10 protein-coding genes are annotated in these 23,316 nt (G+C 32.3%); all 10 read right to left on the reverse strand.

What is annotated here, in order from left to right; translation table 11 throughout:
* Nucleotides 1-10 precede the first annotated feature (10 nt).
* Entirely contained in the window at nucleotides 11-3,061 is a 3,051-nt protein-coding gene (locus Q0998_RS17190) for a TonB-dependent receptor (protein ID WP_299672092.1), read from the reverse strand.
* A gap of 220 nt (nucleotides 3,062-3,281) precedes the next feature.
* Nucleotides 3,282-7,493: a two-component regulator propeller domain-containing protein gene (locus Q0998_RS17195; RefSeq protein ID WP_299672094.1), complete on the reverse strand. Its 4,212-nt coding sequence runs from the start codon at nucleotides 7,491-7,493 to the stop codon at nucleotides 3,282-3,284.
* 645 nt (nucleotides 7,494-8,138) lie between these two features.
* Nucleotides 8,139-10,877: an outer membrane beta-barrel protein gene (locus tag Q0998_RS17200; protein WP_299672096.1), complete on the reverse strand. Its 2,739-nt coding sequence runs from the start codon at nucleotides 10,875-10,877 to the stop codon at nucleotides 8,139-8,141.
* An 81-nt stretch (nucleotides 10,878-10,958) separates the two neighbouring features.
* Nucleotides 10,959-13,760 (reverse strand): pitrilysin family protein, encoded by a 2,802-nt coding sequence (locus Q0998_RS17205; protein WP_299672098.1) that lies wholly within the window; start codon nucleotides 13,758-13,760, stop codon nucleotides 10,959-10,961.
* Nucleotides 13,761-13,813: 53 nt separating this feature from the next.
* On the reverse strand, nucleotides 13,814-16,087 hold the full coding sequence (locus Q0998_RS17210) for a Gldg family protein (protein WP_299672100.1): 2,274 nt from the start codon (nucleotides 16,085-16,087) through the stop codon (nucleotides 13,814-13,816).
* The gene (locus tag Q0998_RS17215) at nucleotides 16,084-17,019 is read right to left on the reverse strand and encodes an ATP-binding cassette domain-containing protein (RefSeq protein ID WP_299672102.1); all 936 of its coding nucleotides are present in this window, start codon (nucleotides 17,017-17,019) and stop codon (nucleotides 16,084-16,086) included. The genes Q0998_RS17210 and Q0998_RS17215 overlap by 4 nt, the downstream gene beginning before the upstream one ends.
* Nucleotides 17,020-17,045: 26 nt before the next feature.
* Nucleotides 17,046-19,322 (reverse strand): Gldg family protein, encoded by a 2,277-nt coding sequence (locus tag Q0998_RS17220; protein ID WP_299672104.1) that lies wholly within the window; start codon nucleotides 19,320-19,322, stop codon nucleotides 17,046-17,048.
* Nucleotides 19,323-19,463: 141 nt separating this feature from the next.
* Complete coding sequence (locus Q0998_RS17225) at nucleotides 19,464-21,002, reverse strand: PKD-like family lipoprotein (RefSeq protein ID WP_299672106.1); 1,539 nt, start codon at nucleotides 21,000-21,002, stop codon at nucleotides 19,464-19,466.
* Nucleotides 21,003-21,031: 29 nt separating this feature from the next.
* Entirely contained in the window at nucleotides 21,032-21,793 is a 762-nt protein-coding gene (locus Q0998_RS17230; RefSeq protein ID WP_299672108.1) for a DUF4843 domain-containing protein, read from the reverse strand.
* 33 nt (nucleotides 21,794-21,826) lie between these two features.
* Nucleotides 21,827-23,314: a RagB/SusD family nutrient uptake outer membrane protein gene (locus Q0998_RS17235; RefSeq protein WP_299672110.1), complete on the reverse strand. Its 1,488-nt coding sequence runs from the start codon at nucleotides 23,312-23,314 to the stop codon at nucleotides 21,827-21,829.
* Nucleotides 23,315-23,316 lie beyond the last annotated feature (2 nt).

The raw sequence follows: 23,316 nt of genomic DNA on the forward strand, positions 1-23,316 counted from the left end.
ATTTTATAAATTAAAACTTAACATTTACGCCAAATAGAATTGCACTTGATGACGGGTAAGTTCCCATATCAATTAAATCTACAGATTCTGGATCCATTCCAGTATAGTTTGTTGCTGTAAATAAATTTTGACCAGACAAGTAAAGACGTATGTTTTGAAGTCCCTTCAGATCATTTATGGTATAGCCAAATTCAATATTTTTAAGACGCAAGTAGGATGCATCTTCAACAAAAACACTTGATACCCTGCTACTTCCATTGTCGTTAAATGTAACTCTTGGTATGGTATTCGAACTTCCTTCACCATCCCAAGCACCTAAAATATTGGTGGTATAATTGAAAGGACGTGAGTCATAATCTAGTATTTTTTTAGAATCATTGTATCTGTCAATACCTTCTACTCCTTGCAAAAGCATCGAAAAATCAAACCCTTTGTAATTTGCTGAAAAAGAAATACCATAGGTGAGGTCTGGAATTGGATCACCGATAAATGTTCTGTCATCAGCATCAATTTTTCCATCATTATTTACATCGTTAAATTTAAGATCTCCTGGCTCTGGTTTTTCTAAATCTGGTGTTTCGGTTAAATGGCTGTCTATTTCAGTCTGATTTTGATAAATCCCAACCATTTTATAGCCATAATAAGCATTTAATGAGCTTCCAACTTCAGTCTTTGTGACACTACCTTGTAAGTTTGGTAAGTTTGGGTGTAATTTTTCAACATTATTAGTTGAAGTTCCTAAATTGGTATTGATACTGTATTTAAATTCATGATCAGAATTTCTGTAGTTTATGCCAAGTTCAAAACCTTTATTACTCACTTCTCCAGCATTTACAAATGTAACATCTACATCTCCTACAATACTTGGTAAGCCAATAGGCAATAAAATATCAGCTGTATTTATTTGGAAATAATCTATTGATATTGCCAATTTATTGTTTAATATACCTAAATCAATTCCAACATTTGTAGAAGTAGAAGTTTCCCATTTTACATCTTCATTTCCATATCTATTTGTTATAATCTTACCATCTGTCTGACTGATTAAAGTTAAGTAGTTATAATCCTCTATCTCTTGATTTCCTGCTTGCCCCCAGCCTGCTCTTAATTTTAAATTAGATAGCCAATCTACATCTTTTAAAAAAAGTTCATCAGAAATTTTCCACCCTGCAGAAACCGAAGGGAAGTATCCCCATTGATGCTTTTCAGAAAAACGAGAAGAAGCATCTGCTCTCAAATTAGCAGTTACCATATACTTACTGTCAAATACATAAGTAGTGGATCCAAAAAAAGAGAATAAGGTAGATTCTGTAGCGCTTCCACTATTCCATAAATCGATATCTGTGGCACCATTGTCTAAATATCTAAAGTTTTCAAATGTATATGGAAAACGAGTTCGACTGGCTCCAATAGAAGAGGAGCGAGAATCTATAAATTCTGAACCAAGTAATACGTTAACATCGTGTTTTTCGTTAATTGTTTTTACATAGTTTAATGTATTACTAAATGTTATTGTGCGCAATTCACCTCTTTCTTCATTCAAATTATTGGGCCTGTTTTTTCTTCCTAATCCTTGATCAATTGCGTTTCCTTGTCCATCATCATCACCAAAATTCTCACCAAATGCTTTGTTATGAATAAATGATAAATCTATTCCAACATTGGTTCTAAATGTTAATTCTTTATCTTTTAAAAATGAATATTCAGCAAATACATTTCCAAATGTTCTAAAATCTTTTCGTACATCATCTGTAAAATGAGCCAAAGCGATTGGGTTTGAAGACCATTCGTACTTCTCACTTTCCCATCCACCATTTCTATCTGTATAAAATGGCAAATCTGTATAGGGATCTCTTATAGAATAAGTAGGATCATTCACGTCTTTAAAAACACCAAGAACAGGTGGTCTTAAAAGAGCGTGTCTAACCACACCAGGTACATCACCTTTTGAAGATAATTTATCTTGTATAGCATATGTTAATTGAAGATTTGTTCCCATTTTAAAGCGATCTGTTAGCGCTACATTTAAATTGGTTCTATAAGCCAATCTTTGGTATTGATCATTATCAAAGAGTACAATACCATCTTGACCGTAATAGTTCAATGACATTAAAAATTGAATTTTATCACTTCCTCCACTTGCTGTAAATTGTAAATTTTGTGATTCTCCAGTTTCAAATAATTCATCAAGCCAATCAGTATCAGAAAAATCAGCTCTACCTTTATCTGCTGTGTAAGGGTTTGTTCCTGTTCTGTCAGAATTGTTCCAAGCCTTTTCAACAGTATTCATATATTGTTCTGCATTTAGCATGTCAGGAAGATTAGAAGCAAAATGAAGCCCCGTAAAATAGTTAACATCAAAACTTATTTTTCCTTTCGTTCCGCTTTTTGTCGTGATTAATACCACACCTCCCGAAGCTCTGGAGCCATAGATAGCTGCGGCAGAAGCATCTTTTAAAACCGTCATTGATTTAATATCAGCTTGATTTAAAAAATTGATATCTCTTGTAGGAAGACCATCTACTACGTATAAAGGATTATTGTTACCTATAGTTCCTTCTCCACGAATACGTACTTCTATAGGATCTCCAGGAGCACCCGTACTAGAGGTTACTTGTACACCTGGCACTTGCCCCTGTAAAGCTTGCGTAACATTTACTACTCTGGTTTTTTCAAGATTGCCCATATCTACTACTGAAACGGCTCCAGTTAATGTTGATTTTTTTCTTGATGAATATCCTACAAGAACAATTTCTTCCAATGTTTGTAAATCTTCTATCAATACAACATCAATAAGCGTCTTTCCATTTATAGGTACCTCTTTTGTGGTATATCCCAAAAAACTAAAAACCAAAATGGCGTTTGGTTCTACATTATCGATGGTATAGTTCCCATCAAAATCGGTCACCGTTCCTTTAGAGGTATTTTTTACAAGAATGTTTACACCAGGAATGGGCCCATTATTATCTGAAACAGTACCTGTAATTGTTTGAGCCAACACAGTTCCCCCAAATAACAATACACCTATTAAGAATAGGTTATAAATCATATTTTTTTTCATAATAAGAACGTTTTTAATTGATTCATCATTTGAGTAGTTTTTTTCATAATTCTAAATAATTATAAGTGAATTGAATTCGTTAAGGTATTGTATGGTTATGATTAAAAAAATCACATGATAAAGATATCAGGATAACATGAAAAATAGTGTACACTATTTCTCCAAAAGTGTACACTGACTTATAATAACCTTATTTTTAGAGGGTTAAAATGAATTATTCTTATATTATTCCTGAATTATTATTCATTTGATAATTTTTAGGCGTGCTGTTGTACATTTTTTTAAACTCCCTATAAAAATAAGATCGGTTATTAAAACCTGATCGATAGCACACCTCTGAAACGGTACAATTACTTTTCCGTAACAATTCAGCAGCATATTTTAATCTTATAGTTCTTATTAAATCTGCAGGAGAAAAACCAAAACTTTGTTTAATTTTTCTATATAACTGTGAATTGCTTATTCCTAACTTCTCTTCTATAAATAGGCTTTGCAAATTTTCATTATCTATATTATTCCGTATTAATTTGATGACATTTCGTAACAATTCTTTATCATCATTATGTACCGGAAGATCTTTGATGTTCTCTATAAAGGTGTCTTGAGATAGCTGTTTTAAAATAAGCTCTCTTTCTTCAATTAGTTTTTGAACCCTAACAAGGATATGATCTGGATGGAATGGTTTTGGGATATATGAGTTTGCACCGCTTTCTAAGCCTTCAATACGATGTTGAATTGAACTTTTTGCAGTAAGCATTATTAAAGGAATATGGCATGTTCTATCATCATTTTTAACTTTTTTACAAAACGATATACCGTCCATTATTGGCATCATAACATCTGTAATAATGATATCAGGAAGCTCTTTTTTCATCCTTTCTATAGCTTCAAATCCATTATTTACTATTATAATTTTATATTTTTCTTTTAATAATTCATTCAAAAACAGTTGAATTTCTTTTTCGTCTTCAACGATTAATATCACTTTACGTTGCTCTAGAAACGCTTCTAGTGACGACATTTTATTAAATGTATCTTCAGTTTCATTTGGGGTTTCTTCAAGAATGTTTTTAAGATAATCTGAAATCAGGATTTGACTTCCCTCTGTATCAATTTCATTGTCTTTAAATGATTCTTTACTACAGGGTATAGTAATTGTAAACATTGTAATTTTATTTGGTCTACTTGACACTTCAATTTCGCCCCTTAATACCGTTATTAATTTTTTAATATATGCTAACCCAATGCCTGTTCTAAACAAACCAGTGTCTGATTTATCTTCAACATCTGATAAAAAAAATCGATCAAATAATGAATCTAACTTTTCTTTAGAAATGCCTTTTCCTGTGTTCGATACTATAATACAAAGTGTTTTTATAGCATCTCCCTTTACATTGAACTCCAATTTAATGCTGCCATCTTTTGGCGTATATTTAAAGGCATTAGACAACAAATTAAAAATGATTTTTTCAATTTTATCCTTATCGTACCACCCGATTAGTTCTAGTGGCAATTCCAAATCATATTTAATATTTTTATCCAATGCCCATTCATCAAAAAGCTCAGCAATTTGTTCAATCAAATTAACCAAATCAAATTGCTTTACAGTGACTTCTAAATAATCATACTCAGCTTTTCTAAACTCAAGTAACTGCTGTGTTAAAAAAAGTAGTCTTGAAGCATTTCGCTGTATCATATTTATAAATTTCTTACTTCTTTCTCCCAGATTCTCAGATTCCGCAAGTTTTTGAACAGGACCAACGATCAAGGTTAAAGGCGTTTGAAATTCATGTGCAATATTTGTAAAAAATGTAAGCCTGTTTTGGTGTATTTCTTCTTCTCGTTTTTGAAAAATAATATTTTGTCTTAATTTATACTGTTTCCTAAAATAGCTCCAAACAAAAAGGAGAAATAGACCCAGTAAAATAAGATAAATAAATAGGGCCACGTTTGACTGCCAATAAACAGGCTTGATTTTGATGTCAACAGCATGAACGGCATCACTCCAAACACCATCACTATTAGACCATTTTAACCAGAGTGCATAAGATCCTTTGGGCACATTCGTAAAAGAGATGATTCTTCTATTATTGATGGTATTCCAATCTTGATCAAAATTATCTAATTTATAGGCATACTGGCATTTTTCACTATTTATATACGTTAAAGCTGCTAATTCTATATCAAAAAAGTTTTGGTCGTGCTCTAAAACAATAGATGGATATGTCTTTGATTTTGTAGATATCACGAGACTTTGATAATAGGGAGCGTCTTGATTTTGGCCACTAATTTTATCGATAAGAAGATCTGGTATCACTTGGGATTCTTCTATTTTGGAAGGCAAAAAATAGTTAAATCCTTTGATTCCGCCCATAAAAACAAAATCTGTACTATTATTTTGATAAAAAGCCCCATCTGCAAATTCATTATTTTGCAAACCTTCATTTTTAGTATAGTTAATAAATTTTGAATCCTTGAATATAAAATTAGATACCCCAAAATTGGTGCTTATCCAAAGATTGGATTCTTCATCTGAAACTATTCCATGAATGGTGTTATTGGGAAGCCCTTCATTTACTGTAAAGTTTTTAAATCTAGGTGTTTCTTCATCCTTAAATTCTTCTAACAAATTCAAGCCCAAACTCGTGCCTATCCAAAGTTTTTTATTTGCATCTGTATGCAAACATAAAATATCGTTATTTGATAAACTTTGTGAATCGCTCTTACTATTTTTGAATGTTTTAAAACTACCCGTTTCCTTATTAAAAAGATTTAATCCTCCCAATCTTGTTCCTAACCAAAGTTCATTATTGCTTTTTGGAACTATTGAAAAAATAATATTGCTGCTTAAATATCCATCTGTGTCATTTGCAGCTAGGTATTGCTTAAAATCAGTGACTTTTAAAGTCCCGCCCAAACGTGAAATTTTAAAACGAATCATTCCATATCCATTGGTTCCAAGCCAGATAAATCCTTTTTCATCCTGATAAATTGCATACGTTGATTTAAAATATGCACAGGCTTCATTTCCCACAATATCCTGCCAACTAATGAGTTTTGAATTTTTTAAGTCAAAAACATCCATCCCTTCTCCATCCGTTCCAATAAAAACAAGATCGTTCCTTCCCTTACAAAGTGAAAATACAGCATTATTGATTAAGCTATTACTTTCATTGAAATGCTGATAACTTAGTGGTTCATTTGGATTTAGATAGAATTTTGACGGAAAACGGAATAAGCCCTTTCCTTTTGTTCCTACCCAAAATGAATGTCCTTCCACTTCTAAAAATACCCTGACAATACCCCCATCCATTTCGGGAACCTGTGCTTTAGAAACCAAATGAAACACTTTCTTAAGCGGGTTCATTTTAAAAAGACCATCACCATCGGTCCCTGTCCAAATTATATTTTCAGTTCCTTGTATTAATGTCGTTATATTTTTGTTCTTTAAGTTTTTAACCCATGAATTATTGGTAGTTGTTCCTAAGCTATCCATTATAAAATATCCTGAATTATCATGTAACAAGAGACCTTCTTTAGTACTGGATATAATATTTAGAAACGTCCCTTTATTGATTTGCAGCTTAGTTTGGTCTTTAAAAGAATATAGCACCGTACTACCTGAAGTAGAAATAAAACATATTTTATCGCTAGACAATACCTCAAAATCCTTGACATCATTTAAAATCTTCTCATTTTGGGACACTATTTTTGCACCTATTTTAGTTGTTTTTATTTTTAGGGAATAGAGTTCATTATTATCTAATAACAAAAGTAATGCTCCCGTTGGTGCAAATGTCATTTTTTTTATAGCATTCGTAGGAAGGTTTTTAGTATTTAATAATTGAAAATCATTTCCATCAAAATATCCAATTCCCCAATCTTTAACTGCGCAATACACCTTTTTGGAGGCATCAAGCGTCATGTTAAACTCGGATTCTGAAAAAAGAGGTTTGTCTTTTCTCGAAAAGTAATATCTCTTAAATGTATTTGATTTTTTATCGTATCTATTTAATCCGTGCATGGTTAATACCCATATATAACCCATGTCATCTTCATCAATTTTTAAGATTACTTGATTGGAAAGACTGTTTTCATTATTTAACTCAGGTCTAAAAATCTTAAAATCTTTTCCATTAAATCTATTTAATCCATCCCATGTGCCAATCCATAGTAAATGTTCAGAATCTTGAAAAATAGTATTCACGGAACTGTTTGAGAGTCCGTTGGTGTTATCTAACTGTTCATTATAATAGTTTGCTTTATTGGTTTTTAATGAGTCAGCAAGAATATCAATTCTTCTTTCTGATAGTTCATTAGATAGCTTTTGTCTCTTTAAAATAGTATTTGGTGCTCCAAAGGATTTATGTAAACAAACCGCTATCAATAATAAAAAGAATATCACTTTATTACCTATTCGTACACTTTCCATTTTTTAGATCTTAAATTTATTACCGTACTACTTGGATTTTTAAGACTCATTAAATCGGTTATAATATCGCACAAACACCAGTCTTTAAAATCTATTCTATAAAAGAAATGATTTTTTTCTTACTATTCACATCTGTTGCTCTTTTTTTTATAAATAACTACACATATTTTTTGATTTATCATTTGAGTTTGGAAAACTGGCTATTTAGTTCACGACTTTTCTATTTTCACGGGAGTTCATGAATAGCCACAAATTCAATTTATAGTTCCAATTTATGCGGTTGGATGCGGCTATTTAACATAATGCCGTTATAGTGCCTGGAAGGATGGAAGAGCAGTATAACAGCGCATTATGTTACTTAGCTTGGAGATAGCGTTTCAATGAATAGCTTTTTGCTGGCGCAGCTCTTTATAGTTGTGAAATGAGGTACGAATGGAGCAAGCTATCATGTGCTGCAGTAGTATGGGGATTTAAACGCTATAAGGAAGGAGGTGAGCTTTTTGATTAGCATCGTTCGTTATTTTGGACTTAAAAATCACTTATATTTTAGAAATACCTATTATAATCCTTCTTATAGGTTTCACAATTATTTGATAGGTATCTGCATTTTCCAGCTTTTTTTTAGTACGTAATTGTATGTACTTTTTATCGCATGCGCATTACTCTACCAAACCCCATTCTTTTACCTGTGTTATTAAATTTCCAACTAAACCCAATCATAAAATACTGCTGTAGCACGGTGCTCTGTGAATCTTGTATAAAATTTTGATTTGCAGTTCTTCTGGCATTGGTATTTTGTTTTAATATATCGTAGGCTTTTAGGCTTAACGTTGCTTTATCCTTTAGTATCGCATACGATAAAGTTGAGTTCCAAAACCAAGAACTTTTTTGAAAATTTGCTGCTACATTTGGGTTGTAGTTGTATCGTATGTCATTTCGCCAGTCAAATTTTTTTGGTAATGAAGTCGTTAGATTTAGATTTAAATTATGAGATAAAAATTCTCTATCGTCAAAAGAATCAATGTCAAAACTATTTCTTGAAAATGAAACAGTATAACTTGGTCTTACATACATCACATCTTTCCATGAAAATGTTAGATTTACACCAGGTCTTATAGATGTGTTTCTACTAGCATATTTTATCCCGTTATTGAAATTAATAGTTTTATTTAAACTACCGTTTAAGCTCACACCGATGTTTACAGATCTTAAAGAGTCTATTTTAACCCTTTTAGAATAAGAAGCACCGCCAGAACTCATGTAATTACCGTTTACATTGGTATAGGTAGTTTTACTCACTAAATCTTCGTTAATTATCGTATTTGAAACCACCTGATTGTTCATAAAGCTAGTAATTAGACGGAAATTAAATCCTGTACCTTTTTGAAAATTATGAGTGTAAAAATTGGCCGAAATTGTATGATCGCTTCTTGGTTCTAAATTAGGGTTTCCAACTCTTATATTTAAAGGGTTTGATACATCTTGAAACGCTTGTAACTGCGATAATTGAGGTGGCCTGTTAGTTAGATGATAACTCATATTCATCGCCGATTTAGAACTAAAATTGAGCCTAAAACCTGTGTTTAGTTCAACAGCTTTAAATTTACGCGCAATATTGAATTGAGGACGTAATAAATCTTGGTTTTCCAGCGTCCTAGATAGATAACTGATCCCAAAATTTGTAGACCCTTTTTTGCTTCGATAATTAATAGAGACTTCTGGTTTTAAAATTTCATCTATGTATTTAAAATCGGTACTTAAATCGGTATTAAAAACAGTGTAGTTGCCGTTTATATCTTTATCTAATGTGCTTTGAATATCATGTCTTGTATCATTAGAATAGCTGTATCCTAAATTCAACATTAATTCTTTAGCTATTAGCGGTAGGTTGTATTTAAAGTTTGTTCTAAAATTATTAACCTCGTTATCTCCATCTGTAAATTGATCTCTTACAATATTATTGGGATTATCTCCATAAATATTAATTTCAGATTCTAAAAAACTATCGCTTTCGCTAGCACTTATATCATTTTCAATGCTTACACTTAAATAAGCTCCTTTTGAACCAAATTTCTTTGTAATATCAATATCGTTATTAAAATTCTTACTTAGGTTTTTTCTTGTAGATTGTGTCGTTGATTGGTTTATCAATTTATTAAGTTCGTCACTAGAGGTCTCAGCACTTGAAAAAAGATTCTCACTATTCGTAAATTTAAACGATGGTTTTATATTAATTAATAACGTAGCATCTATTTTAAAATCAAATCCCATATTTGCTTTATTGCTATAACTATCATTAAGTGAAAAAGATTCTGAATTTGTAAAAAACCTAGAATTTGGCAATATGTTTTCACGCTGGGTAGTTGTTTTGTTTTCTGTACTGCTATTTGCATAAAAATAATCAGTAGCTAAATCAAATGTTTTAGTTATTTCATCTACAAAATTAACGCCTACGTTAGACGATGTAGTAATACCTGGTAATGAACCACTACCAAGATTTGAAGGCCCTCCAACCATTGAAAAATTACTTATTCCAGAACTAAATCCAATTGAATTATGGTTGTTACCGCCTAAAATTATGCTTATACGCTGGTCGTTATTAAAACGGTTAAGCATGCCTTTGTATTCGTACCTCTCATCTGTTCCAAGACCTATAGAAGTATTTCCAAAAACACCTTTATTGTTTTCTTTTTTTACGGTTAGATTTATAGTTTTATTTTTACCATCTGCAACCTCTCCTGTAAATGCCTGCGCATCTGTTTTAGTATCAACCACCTGTACTGTTTCAATAATAGCTTTTGCTAAATTTCTAGTGGCTATAACTGGGTCGTTCCCAAAAAACGGTTTACCATTTACTAAAATTTTATTTACAGGCTTTCCATTTATGGTTATTTTTCCGTCTAAATCTACTTCAACACCTGGTAAAACTTTTAATAAATCCTCTACATTGGCATCTTTTTTTGTTTTAAAGAATTTCACATTAAATTCTAATGTATCTTTCTTTATAGTGATTGGTGCTCTCGATTTAATAACAACTTCATCCAAAATATTATTACCAACTTTCATATGTATGGTATCTAAATTGATTTTAGGTTGATTTATTTTAATAATTTTTGAATAGGTTTTATAGCCCACAAAAGATATAAGAAGCTTTAGCTGTTTGTCATAGGTTTTATTTTCTAGTTTAAAGACCCCCTTTTTATCTGTTATGGTATAGGTTACCAAAGTACTATCTTTTAAACGCTCTACATAGACGGTTGCAGCTTCTAATACGGTTTTATCTTCTTTAGAAATCAGTGTTCCTGTAATTTCAAACGCTTTATTTTGCGTATAGCCCAATATAGAGAATAGTATTGCTATCGCTAAAAGAAGATGGTTCTTCATTTGATGGATGAGTTACAAATATTAAGATTCAGCACTTAAAAATATTATACAAAATAATTAGTAATCTAAAAATGACTTAAATTATTCTAAAGGTTTAAATACAATCTCAAAAGATTCAGCATTATTTAAAACGTTTTTTGTAAAATTTTGAAGGTCTTCTTTTGTTATTTCTGAAATTATAGTTTCAAAATTTTTCGGATTGTTCATATTGTAGCCTTCACGATAAAACTGTGTTAGTAAACTCATATCGTATCTGTTATAGTCCTTTTGCTGTTTCCGTTCTTTTACATAATTTGTCAATGTTTTGTCTAAATCCGATTGTTCGATTTTACCATTAACTATTTTTTCAATTTCTTGATGAACAATGGTAATTAATGCCTCTGCTTTTTCTGGGTTACAATCAAAACTTACCGAAATAGAAGCTTGTTGCTTTGGTCTTTTAGAAACACTAGCTGATACCCTTGCACCATAAGTTCCGCCTTCATTTTCTCTTAATGTTTCGGTATATCTTAGTTGTAACACATCTGCTAAAGCACTTGCGATGAAAGCGTTTTTTAAACTGTATTCATACTCATTTTTAAAGGTTATTCTTACGGAGGTTTTTGGGTCTTCCATTTTTAAATAAATATCCTTATCTATCGTCTTGTCTCGCCATGATGTTGAGTTGTCTTTCCACTCTTCTTTAAATGAATTTGTGGGGATACTCGCTATATATTTTTCTATAAGTGGTTTTAAAACGTCTTTTTTAATATCTCCTACTATAAAAAATTCAAAATCGGCGGCATTGCCAAATCTGCTACTGTAGATCGCTTTGATTTTATCGAAGGAAATGTCGTTAATAAAAGCATCATTAAACAAACGATGTTTCGGGTGATTGTTACCATAAAGTGTTACGGTAAGGCTATCTTTCATTTTTTCTGAAATATTTTCTCGCCTTCTTATTTTATAATTTTTTACATTTTGCATAATTACCTTATACCCATCTTTATCAAATCGTGGTTTTACAAAGCGTAAATACACCATTTGGAGCATGGTTTCAACATCTTTTGTAACCGATGTTCCTGTAATTTGTTCAGATAGTCCTGAGAGATTTACATTCGTACGAGCGGTTTTGCCAGCCAACACTTTTGGTAAATCTGTAGCCGAATAGTTTCCTAATCCAGAATATTGTATAACGTTAGCCATTATATTTGCTGATGGTAAATAGGAATCTTCTAGCAGTGATGTGCCCCCATCACTAACGGCTACTAATTGTACATCATTTGCGTTTTTATCGACAAATTTATAGTGTAATTTTATATTGTTACTTAAGATGAATGTTGTAGATTTTAAAGAATCATTCGCACTTTCTGAAACAATATGACCCGCATTCATATTGATACCTGTTGTTAATGTTTTGCCTTTAAAATTGTCTGTATATGGAACTAGACTATTACTGGTTTCAACAGCATTTATAATTTTTAAAGCGGCTTCTTTTAAAAGGTTTTTTTCATCTTGTACGCCAGTAACAAGTAGGTATCTATTTTTGGCATTATATAACTCTTTAATTCTATGATGAACTTCTTCATTATTTAATTCTTTACATATATATTTTACAATTTCGTATTCTTTTTCAATATCGGTAATCACGGCATTGTCTAAATAATTTTGTTTGATAGCAGCTACTATAGCATTATGCGATTTATCGTTTTGCTTGCTTATTGCGTTCTCATAATATTTTTTAAATTGAATGATGGTTCTATTTATTTCCTCTTCGGTAAATCCAAACTTTACAGCTCTATTTATTTCTTCTAATAGAACCTTAAACGCCTCTTGCTGTTGGTTGGGTTTTGGAGAGATTCTGGCTGAAAATACATTTGTAGATCGCGAATTTTTACTATAAGCTATTCGAACACCTAAAAATGGAGCCTTTGGCTTTTGCGTAATTTCAGAAAGCCTTGTAGATAACATATTGGTAACCATATTATTTAGTAAGGAATTTTTTAAATCGGCAACAGTTTTATAGTTAGATGATTTAGGATGCCTTATACCAAATGTTATGGAAGCTGTGGTTACTTCTTCATCTAAAGCCAGCGAATAAAGTAAGTTGTCATTATCTGGAATATCTACAATAAAGCGCTCTTTAGGATTTTCTATAGCAGGAATGTTAGCAAATAGATGTATAATTTTTTGTTCAATATCTTCAGCATCAATATCGCCAATTATGGCGATGGCTTGCAAATCGGTTCTGTACCAATCGTGGTAGAAATCTCGTAGTGCTTTATATTCAAAATTATCTATAATGTCCATTTGCCCAATAGGCATTCGTTTGGCATATTTTGAGTTGTTAAACATTGTAGGAAGGGATTGTTTCAATATGCGCATGCCGCCACTTTGTCGGGTGCGCCACTCTTCTTTAATGACACCTCGTTCTGCATCAATCTCTTCTTCAGTAAGTAATAAATAGTTAGACCAATCTCGTAGTATTTTTAATCCTGTATCTATAAGTTCTGGTGTGGTAGGTATATTATTTATATTATATACGGTTTCATCAAAAGAGGTGTATGCATTAATGTCTCTTCCAAATACCAAGCCTTGTTTTTCCATAGTATTTAACACGCCTTTTCCAGGGAAATTTTCAGTACCATTAAAAGCCATGTGTTCTAAAAAATGCGCCAAACCTCGTTGGTCGTCATTCTCTAAAACCGATCCTACGTTTTGTATAATGTAGTAGCTAGCCACATCTTTGGTTACATCGGTATTTTTAATATAATAGGTCAGTCCATTTGGTAATACACCTTTTTTAACGGTAGTATCAAGAGGTAACCCTTGATTTAGGTTTATATTTTGAGTACTAATATTTAATGAACATAAGAGTAGTAATACGGAGATTGTTTTTGTCATTATTTTTAATGTTTTTCTTGATTACAGCGTATAATCATGATATTAGAAAAGTTTTAATTTCTTCGTCTTCTAAATAACAGTACCGCACCTAAAGTAGCCATTAAAATGGGAACCATTCCTAGAAGTATTATCTTTAAATAATTGATTTTAGTTCGGTTTAATAAAATTTTAGTGTCTATAGATTTTGGTCTTTTTGTATTTACAGAGTACTCATTATCACTAAACCACTTAAACATTCTTACTGTAAATATGGTGTTTACGGTTCTTGGTGTGTACCTATTGATAATTTCTGCGTTGCTCATAAAATCGGCATCACCAACAATCATAATTTTTTGCAGATTATCAGTTATCTTTCTTTCTAAAGCAACCGCTACAGTAGCTTCGATTTTTTTATCATTAATAGTATCAAAAGCTACTGTTTCCGTATTTAAATCAAAAGTTTCTAGTTTGTTCCAGGTGAATGCTTTGTCTGTTTTTAAAATAGGAATCACTTTAAAATCAGTAGCATCGCTATAAGATAATCCCATCGCTTTTGGAGTGGTTACTATAGCAGATTCATGTAAATCAAGTCCTACCTCCGCAGCAGACTCCGTAAAATGATTTTGTATCAAGTCCAAGTCGAAGTTTTTACTTTCTTGTAATAATACACCCTCATTAAAAGTTACGCCTAAAGGTTTTATAATGGGGTTTGCTATATTTTGTCTTCCAGGTTCTGCCGTAATTAATGCGTTTCCGCCAGCATTTATATAGTTTTTTATTTTTTCTAAATTTTCAGGTGCATATTCGTGTTTAGGATCTGCAATGATTAAAACATCTAAACCTTTAGGAATATTGCTTTTATCTTTAAGAGAAATCTCTTGTACATTCACATCAAAACCAGAATTAATAAGCGACCCTCTAACGTTTAATCCATTTAATATAATCTTATATGAATTGTCACCGTCTTTATGAATGTCGCGTTCATCATTTCCGGATAAAATACCTACTTCACTAGGAGGCTGCAAAATGCGTTTTAAAGTTGAAGAGATATCTGTTTCATTAGGATATTTTCTTGTATCATTGAACATTCTAAGTGGTATGGTTTTATCTCCATATTTTATAATCCTAACAAATCTATTACCTTCTGGCTTTAAATCTATTTTCGCTTGTATTTGCTCTGGTGAAAGCACGTTCTTAAAGTTTATATGATACGTTTTTGCTTTTTGTTTTGCTTCTTCTAATAGTGTTTTTGTTGTATCTCTTCTATACGGTATATCGTCATAATAATAGATATAATCCATCGTTAGATTTGGTATGAATCGGCGATATATTTCAAATTTTCTTAGATCACTAATACGCTTTTTAGGCTGGGCATCTTCAGCGGAATAATGAAGTAAATTCACGTAATTAGTTATATGAATAGGATGCTCTAATCTTTTAATAAGATTTTGCGATGTTTCAGTTAGCGTTCTATCTTTAAAGCGTGTGGTGTCGTAATACTTATTTACTGTTGGTAAAGAGGTTATATAACCAATAGCTACAACCACTAGCACTAATGCGGTATATGTGATAATCTTTTTGGCAGATGATGTCGTTTTTCGTGCATGACTCAATTTTATAGTAGATAGCATTAAAAACAGAAAAATAACAACAACAAAGTAGATGATATCTTTAGAGGAAATTAGGCCATTTACAAAATAATCTGTTCTTCCTTTTATAGAAAGCCAATAGGTAATATCTCTAAAGAAGTCAAAGGTTTGTCCTACACTTCCTATAAAGTTTAAAATAGCAAGTAAAGCCAAGGTGCTTATAGCGGCAACCACTTGGTAACTGGTAAGACTAGACATAAACAGTCCAATAGCCGCATAGGCACACATTAAAAGGTATACACCAAAAATTCCTCCTAAAACAAAAGGAATATCTAAAGCTTCAATAGATAGGGTTCCGACAAAAATAAAGCTTAAAAGTATGAGTACTAATAAAAAATTGTACACTAGCATAGACAGGTATTTGCCTAATATAATTTCTGTAATGGTAATAGGAGAAGAGTATAATAGTTTTATAGAACCGCTACTAATTTCCCTACTCATAAGCCCCATAGTAAGTAAAGGAATATATAAATAAAGATGCTTTTGTGCTGTAGCTAAAATACCATCATCTAAGGCAAACAAAATATTTGTAAGTCGTTGTAATGGACGCCCTAATTGTTGTGACGTTTCAAACCTATATAATAAATCTGTAAATGTTAAAGCGGTTTGCGTAAAAAAAATGATTAAAACCAACCAAGCAATCGGTGAATAAAATAAAATACTTAGTTCTAGACGTGCTATTTTTATGATTTTTTTCATGTGCTAGCGTCTGTTTTTTTTGATAATTGAGCAAAAATAGCATCTAACGAACTTTTTTCAAGATGGATTTCTGTCATGTCCCAACCCTTATCAATACTTAACTTAATAATAGACTTTGTAATTTCTGATCCTGTATTGAAAGTTAATCGTATGCTATTTTTCTTCACAAAATCTACATTCACAATTCCTGGTATTGCTAAGAACGTTTCGGCATCAGGAGGGTTTTCCATATACACCATTAAGGTATTTGGCTTTATGTAATTGTTAAATGCATACATAGAATCTTTGAATACCACTTTGCCATGCTCTACCATAACAATAGTATCGCAAGTGGCTTGTACTTCAGATAAAATATGGGTAGATAGAATCACAGCGCGATCTTCAGCAATGTGTTTTATTAATTTTCGTACTTCTAAAATTTGATTTGGGTCTAAACCATTAGTAGGCTCATCTAAAACTACCAACTTGGGGTTATGTATTATGGCTTGCGCCAATCCTACACGTTGTTGGTACCCACCAGATAGATTTTTTAAAACACGCTTACTAAAATGACTGATACCACATTTTGTTTTGGCAACTGTGAGGGCATTTTTGATTTCTTTATTGGGTATTGAACGCATGTGGGCACAATGGGTTAAATATTCATCTACCGTTAACTCTAAATGCAATGGTGCTTTTTGTGGTAAAAATCCAATCAATTTTTTTGCCTCTACAGGGTTTTCTCTAACATTAATCCCATCAATATAAGCATCCCCTTCAGTTTGGTTAATCACACCACACAAAATATTCATAGTGGTAGATTTCCCCGCACCATTAGACCCTAATAAACCCAAAATGCCTTTGTTTTTTATTTCAAAGTTGATATGTCTTATCGCCCAATCTTTGCTATATCTATGAGATAAATTTTCAATTTTTGCAATACTTTCTTCCATGTTATAATACTATTACTGAGTGATTTTTAATGTCTTCTTCTTTTTAATAAAATAATGAGCCCAAAAACTCCTAATAAAAACGGCAGTGCAAAAGCATAACCAATTTTAATCCATGATAATTGATCTTGTGATGCTATAATTTTATTATCAATGGGTTTGGGTCGTGTGGTGTCTATTGGGTATTCACCATTACTAAACCATTTAAATATTGCCGTAGCAAACTCAAAGTTTTTAGTTCTTATTTTTAAGTTTTTACGGCCAAATTCACCATTGCTCATAAAGTCTGCATCACCTAAAACCATTATTTTTTGATGCTTATTATTTAGAGTTCTTGTTAAAGCCAATGCAACGGTTGCTTCTACTTTTTTATCTGTTGAAGGATTATAACCAATAGAATCGGTTTCAATATTAAATGGCTTTTTATAGTTCCAAACTTGATTTTTATCTGTGACCAAAATTGGAGTGGTCTTAAATTCTAATGTATCTTTATGCGCTATTGCCATGGTACTTGGCATGCTAACAATCTGGTCTTCTTTAAATGAAAAACCGTGTAAATATGCTTGTTTGGTAAAATGCGTTTTTAGTAAATCTAGGCTATAATCGTCACTTTCTTGTAACAATGTGCCTTCTGAAAAGGTAACACCGATGGTCTTTAAAATAGGGTTAAGAAGGTCTTGTTTATTAGGTTCTTCTGCAATAATGGCATTACCACCTGATTGTAAATACTTAATAATACCCTCTAATTCTGAATTGCTGTATGCCTCTATAGGATCTGCAATAATTAATGCTGAAAGGTTTTCTGGTATTAAAATTTTGTTTTCATTATTAAGAATTTTTACAGTAGTAAAGCCTTGATTGATTAGTGATGCTCTCGAATTGAGTTCATTCAATAAAGATTTATAATCTTTATCGCCTCTTTTCTCTATATTACGTTCACCATTGCCTTGCAAGATGCCTATTTTAGGTGAAGTTGTGAGTATGTTTTTAATAGCTGCCGAAATTTCTGCTTCGCCAGGATATTGCACCAGATCATAAAACATACGTACGTTTGCCGTTTTACCATCGTGCTCTATAACTCTTACAAACCCGTTTGATTCTGATGTTAAATCAATGATTTTTTTAATTTCTTCTGGAGCTAATACATCGACAAAATCATACCCAAAAGCTGTTGCATATTTTTGTGCGCGTTCAAGCAGTGTTTGACCTCTATCATCTCTAGCATCTAAGGTATAATCATAATACGGTATGTACTCTATATTCATATTTGGTAAAAACCTAATGTACGTATCAAATTGCTTTTGATCGTAAATCCTAAATTTTGGGGATCCTAATTGTCCAAAACTATTTACAACATTTGCATACACAGTAATATTCACGGGTTTGTCTAGTTGCTTTAATAAGTCTTGCGTGTTTTGTGTTAAGGTGTTGGTTTTAAAACGTGTCGTATCATAATAACCTGTAAAACTTGGTAAAGAACTTAGATAACCAATCGCAAGCGCACCCATAATAAGGAGGCTGTATTTCATTATTATTTTTCCTAAGCTTCTTGTTTCTCTACCTTTATTTAATTTCATAATGGTAAGTGTTAAGAATAAGGCAATTATCAAAATAAAATAGATTACATCCTTACTACTTATTAAGCCATTTATAAAATTGTCTACACGGTCTGATAGTACCAACCAATACGTAATGTTTCTTACAAAATCAATACTTTGCCCCACAGAACCCATAAAATTTAACACGCCAAAAACAGCGAGTGTAGTAATAGCAGCTACCACTTGATAGGACGTTAAACTAGACATAAACAAACCGATTGCCGAATATGCACAAGCCAAAAGATATAAACCTAAAATACCACCAAGAATAAATTCAATATCTAGTGATTCAATCGTTATTAACCCAGTAAAAAATGCGCCAAATAATATCAATACAAACAGCATGCAGTATATAGCCATCGCACAAAATTTACCTAAAATAATCTGGAAATTTGTTATCGGCGAGGAGTATAAAAGTTTTATAGAGCCACTACTCAACTCTCTGCTCATAAGTCCCATGGTAAGCAACGGAATGTACAAATAGAGTTTGCTTTTCACTGAAGTAAAAAAACCTTGGTTCCCACCAAAAATACTAGTCGTCAATGATTTTAAATCGTAACCTAGTTGTTGATTGGCTTCTTTTGCATCAATTAAATCTGTAATAGATACACCACATTGAATGGTGAAAATGATCAATACTAACCAGGCAATGGGAGAGTAGAAGAGGATACTGAGTTCAACTTTAGCTATTTTTAGTATTTTTTTCATTGTAACTTTTAGACGTTTTTTAAAAAGCTGTTTAAGCCTATTTTTTAGACTCCATTTTTAATTAATGATTTATGGATGTTGCTTATAAAAAATAGCAAGAGGTTTATAACCTCCTACTATTTTTCCAACAAAGACAAGTTGTTATTTTTGAGTACCTATGGCTGTTACACGATCAAAGCCTGTAAAAGTTTTAATATTTGGTGTATCAATATTTCCAAGACCAATATTGATGATAGGTAAAATGGATACTTTACCTTCTGTACCATTATAAGTAGACATTATTAATTGTTTATTATTGGTTGTTATATAGCTAGTAGATTGATCATAAGGATACCCAGCCTGCTGATATACTTGTAGCGTTGTAATCTTTTCACCAGCTGGTACTGTATAACGAGTTTCAAAAGTTGGTGTAGATGCACTATAAAGCATAGCATAAATAGTAGTATCTGTCGCATAATATATTACTTTTTGGTCTTCCAATATCACAAAATGCTTGGCATTAGCGATGTTAGGTGCACCTGCTAAACTAGTTATAGATAGTGGCGCTGGTGCTATTGGACTTGGAAACTCATCAATACCTCCATCAAACTCATAAAGTATCATCTCGTTGGTTGTGAGGTCTTTAAGTAAATGTCTAAAATTACCTGTTGTACTTACGCCTGCGGCAACATTCGTTTTATTAGTAACATCATCTGGATTAAATACGCCTGTAGGTGCACTAGGCACACGTATCATATTACGATCTCCAAAACTACCAATTCTGGCTTGGTATACAAAATGTTCGTTAGTTTCATCATAAAAACTAATAATTACAGGGGGATTAGCCTTACGAATTACTGCAATCTCAGCAGGCACTTGAAATGTAAAATCGAAGGGTATACCAAATTCTCTAGAGATACCTAAATTAGTTGCAGTAAATTTGTTACTTCCTACATATAAAACTGCACTAGTAGCAACTCCTAAAGATTGAGGTTGGTAAGTACCTAGATTGCCAAAAAATAAATCATCATTTTTACCTCCAAAGGTATAATCGAGTGTATTAATTCGAACTACACTATTATCGGTAATCATTAACATAGCATCTACCCCAAAAATGGTTGTAAATATCATATCTTTTATAAGTCCATCTATAGTATTGTTGTTAATAGCAGAATATACATTTTGCTTAACACTCACTTCATTAAAATCTGGTGATACTTCTGGAGACATAATATGGCTTATATCTGTAGTAATACCATCAGCCGTAACAGCTACTACCAAGCCTTCACCAATATTATTCAACACCGTTAATGGCCAGGCTATACTATATTCTAACTCCGTAATATTATCAATTACTTTATAAAATAATTGATGGAATCTACCCGTTCTATTGGGAGGTAAACGAACCTCGTAATCTAGATTTTTTTCTGTACTAATCACATCATATTCTGTTGTATTTGGTGCTAGGTTTATGCGCCATTCATAACTTAAATCTGCTTCCGAGAGATTACCAATATCTAAATCTGGAGTTAGAGTTAGGCGTTCAAATTGGCGTACTGTAAGTTCACTCATCCCAGTTGTGTCTATACGAACACCGCTAATCAAGTTATCGTCTAAAGTACTATTATCTTCGTAACAAGATAGATTTATTGTTAGCATTAGACCAAAACATAGTAATGCAAATAGTGTTGATTTTTTCATGTGTTTATGTTTTATAATATTTTAATTTCTTAATCGAACTTTGTCTTGGTATAGTATCTTGGCACAATTTCTTCACCCGCTAAATCGCCATCATCATGTAATAATGGGTTCCCAGGGTTATCTAAATTATACTGTTTTACATAATCGCCAAATTGTGTGCCTAATGCTGTCGCTCCTGGCACACCAACTAAACTAAAATCTGAGCGATCAAATACTTTAACTCCAGTGGTCTCTACGATGATACGGTATGCATTGGTACTGGCAACACTAGTAAAGAAAAAGCGATAGTAGCGCCACGAAGGGACTACGATTTGATTCGTCCAAGACAGCACAAAATGGTCACTTTCTACGATGCCTGCTGTAAAATCTTCAGAATCTGTTAATTCTACTTCTATGGAAACTGTTTCTGAATCTAAGGCATCAGAGTTCAAAAGCTTTACAGGTAATTTTCCTCTAAATTCGTTGGCTTTAATAACACCTTCAAGTATTTCATACTGGTTTTCGGATGCTGTAGTATCATCACCTGCTACCACTTTGGCATTAAAAAAGCGATCGAAATCTACAGCATTTCCTACTATTTCAACTTCTAGCTCTTCTATGTGTTCACCTGTAGTATTTCCTAAAAACGAATATGCTTTTGCAAAAGGACTTTCTGCATTTATAGTTGAGGGTACAAATGTAATCTGAGTATTACCTTTAAAGGTTTCAATTTCGTCTTGGGTACATCTAGTCGTAAATATAACAAAGGTGATTAGTAAGATTCCTTGTAGAATATATTTAATTTTTTTCATAATTTCTAGTTTAAAAAATTAACACTAATTATTTTATAGTTCTGTGTCTGGATATGGCAACACGTAAATTTCATCGTTTGCTATTTCTTCATCACCTAACCCAGGAAAAGTAGTGAAACCTAAGCGTTTATAAAAGAAAAATAATTGCCCTTCCCCTATGTACTCTTTTTGATATTCTTTTATCAATTCTTCTCTTACTTCTTCTGCTGTAGCAGTATCTGGAATATCTTCGATAATACCCCGACTTTGTCTTACGGTGTTTAAATTAGCGATAGCCAACTGTAAATTGTTTGCGTTTAAATAGTATTCAGCTACGATATAATACATTTCTGGTAATTTCATCAACGGTACCTTATCCTTATTTGAAATGCCAGAGTCCTGAATAAGTTTGGTACTAACCAAACCCTGATTTTGAGGTTCTAGCAAGGTGTTAAAACGAATATCAGCCACGCCTATATTAGGATTATTGGCTTCATATAATTCATCTGCTCTGGATTGAGATAAAAATAAAGCACCAAGGTTTATAGATGCGTTAGAATCAGCTGCATCCAGAAAACCATTATAAACATTTACAAGTGCATTAACATCTAAAGCAAATATTATTTCTGGATACAAAATAGGGTCGCTAGCAACTGGATAGTCACTTGCTGAAATGAGCATAGCTGGTGATTGTGTAATAACTTCTTCTGCTGCAACCCTTGCAGCATCTAGGTTTTGTAATCCACCTTGCCATATAAGTACTCTCGCTTTCAGTGCTTTCACCGTATAATAGTTTATGCGTAATTCTCTATTGTTATAAAACCCATTTCTATTTACTTGATCGTAGTACCCATTCGGTTTGCTGGACTCTGTATAAATAGGATCTTCTTTTAATAGTTCTAATGCATTTTCAATATCAGTTTCCATTAAATTAAAAGTTTCTGTATAGGAACGTCTTGGAGTCACATTTTTGGTAAAACTTATAACATACGGTATGGCAAGTTCTCCATTACCATTGTTACGTTCAGCTAGGTTTCCTAATCCGTACAAGCGCATTAAATCGAAATGTAAGAATGCTCGTAGCCCTAAAAATTCACCTTTTATAACGGCATAGTCAATAGGGTCAAGAATATTGCGTTGCTCATCAATCACATCTAGCGCACTATTTATATTGGCTATTATATTGTAGGTCTTTGTCCATAAGGCATCTACTTGAGGGGTAGATTCTACACCTCTGTAATTATAATTCTGAACTTGGGCATAATCGGAGAGTGCATTAACAAGTTCGTATTGACGACTCAACAGATCGACTAAATTATACATAAGGTCTCTTGAGTATAACTCTGGGGTAGTCATCCCAATATATACTCCTATTAAAGCATCTTTAAAACCAGATTCAGAACTAAATTGACTTTCTGCGGTAATTTGCGCCGATGATGTTTCATCTAAAAAATCATTACAAGACCAACTAGATAAGAGTATCGCTATTGCTAAAAATATATAGGTTATTTTATTTTTCATTTTTTGTCTCTTTATTATCAATT

This window comes from uncultured Polaribacter sp. (assembly GCF_947501385.1).
Lineage (GTDB): Bacteria > Bacteroidota > Bacteroidia > Flavobacteriales > Flavobacteriaceae > Polaribacter.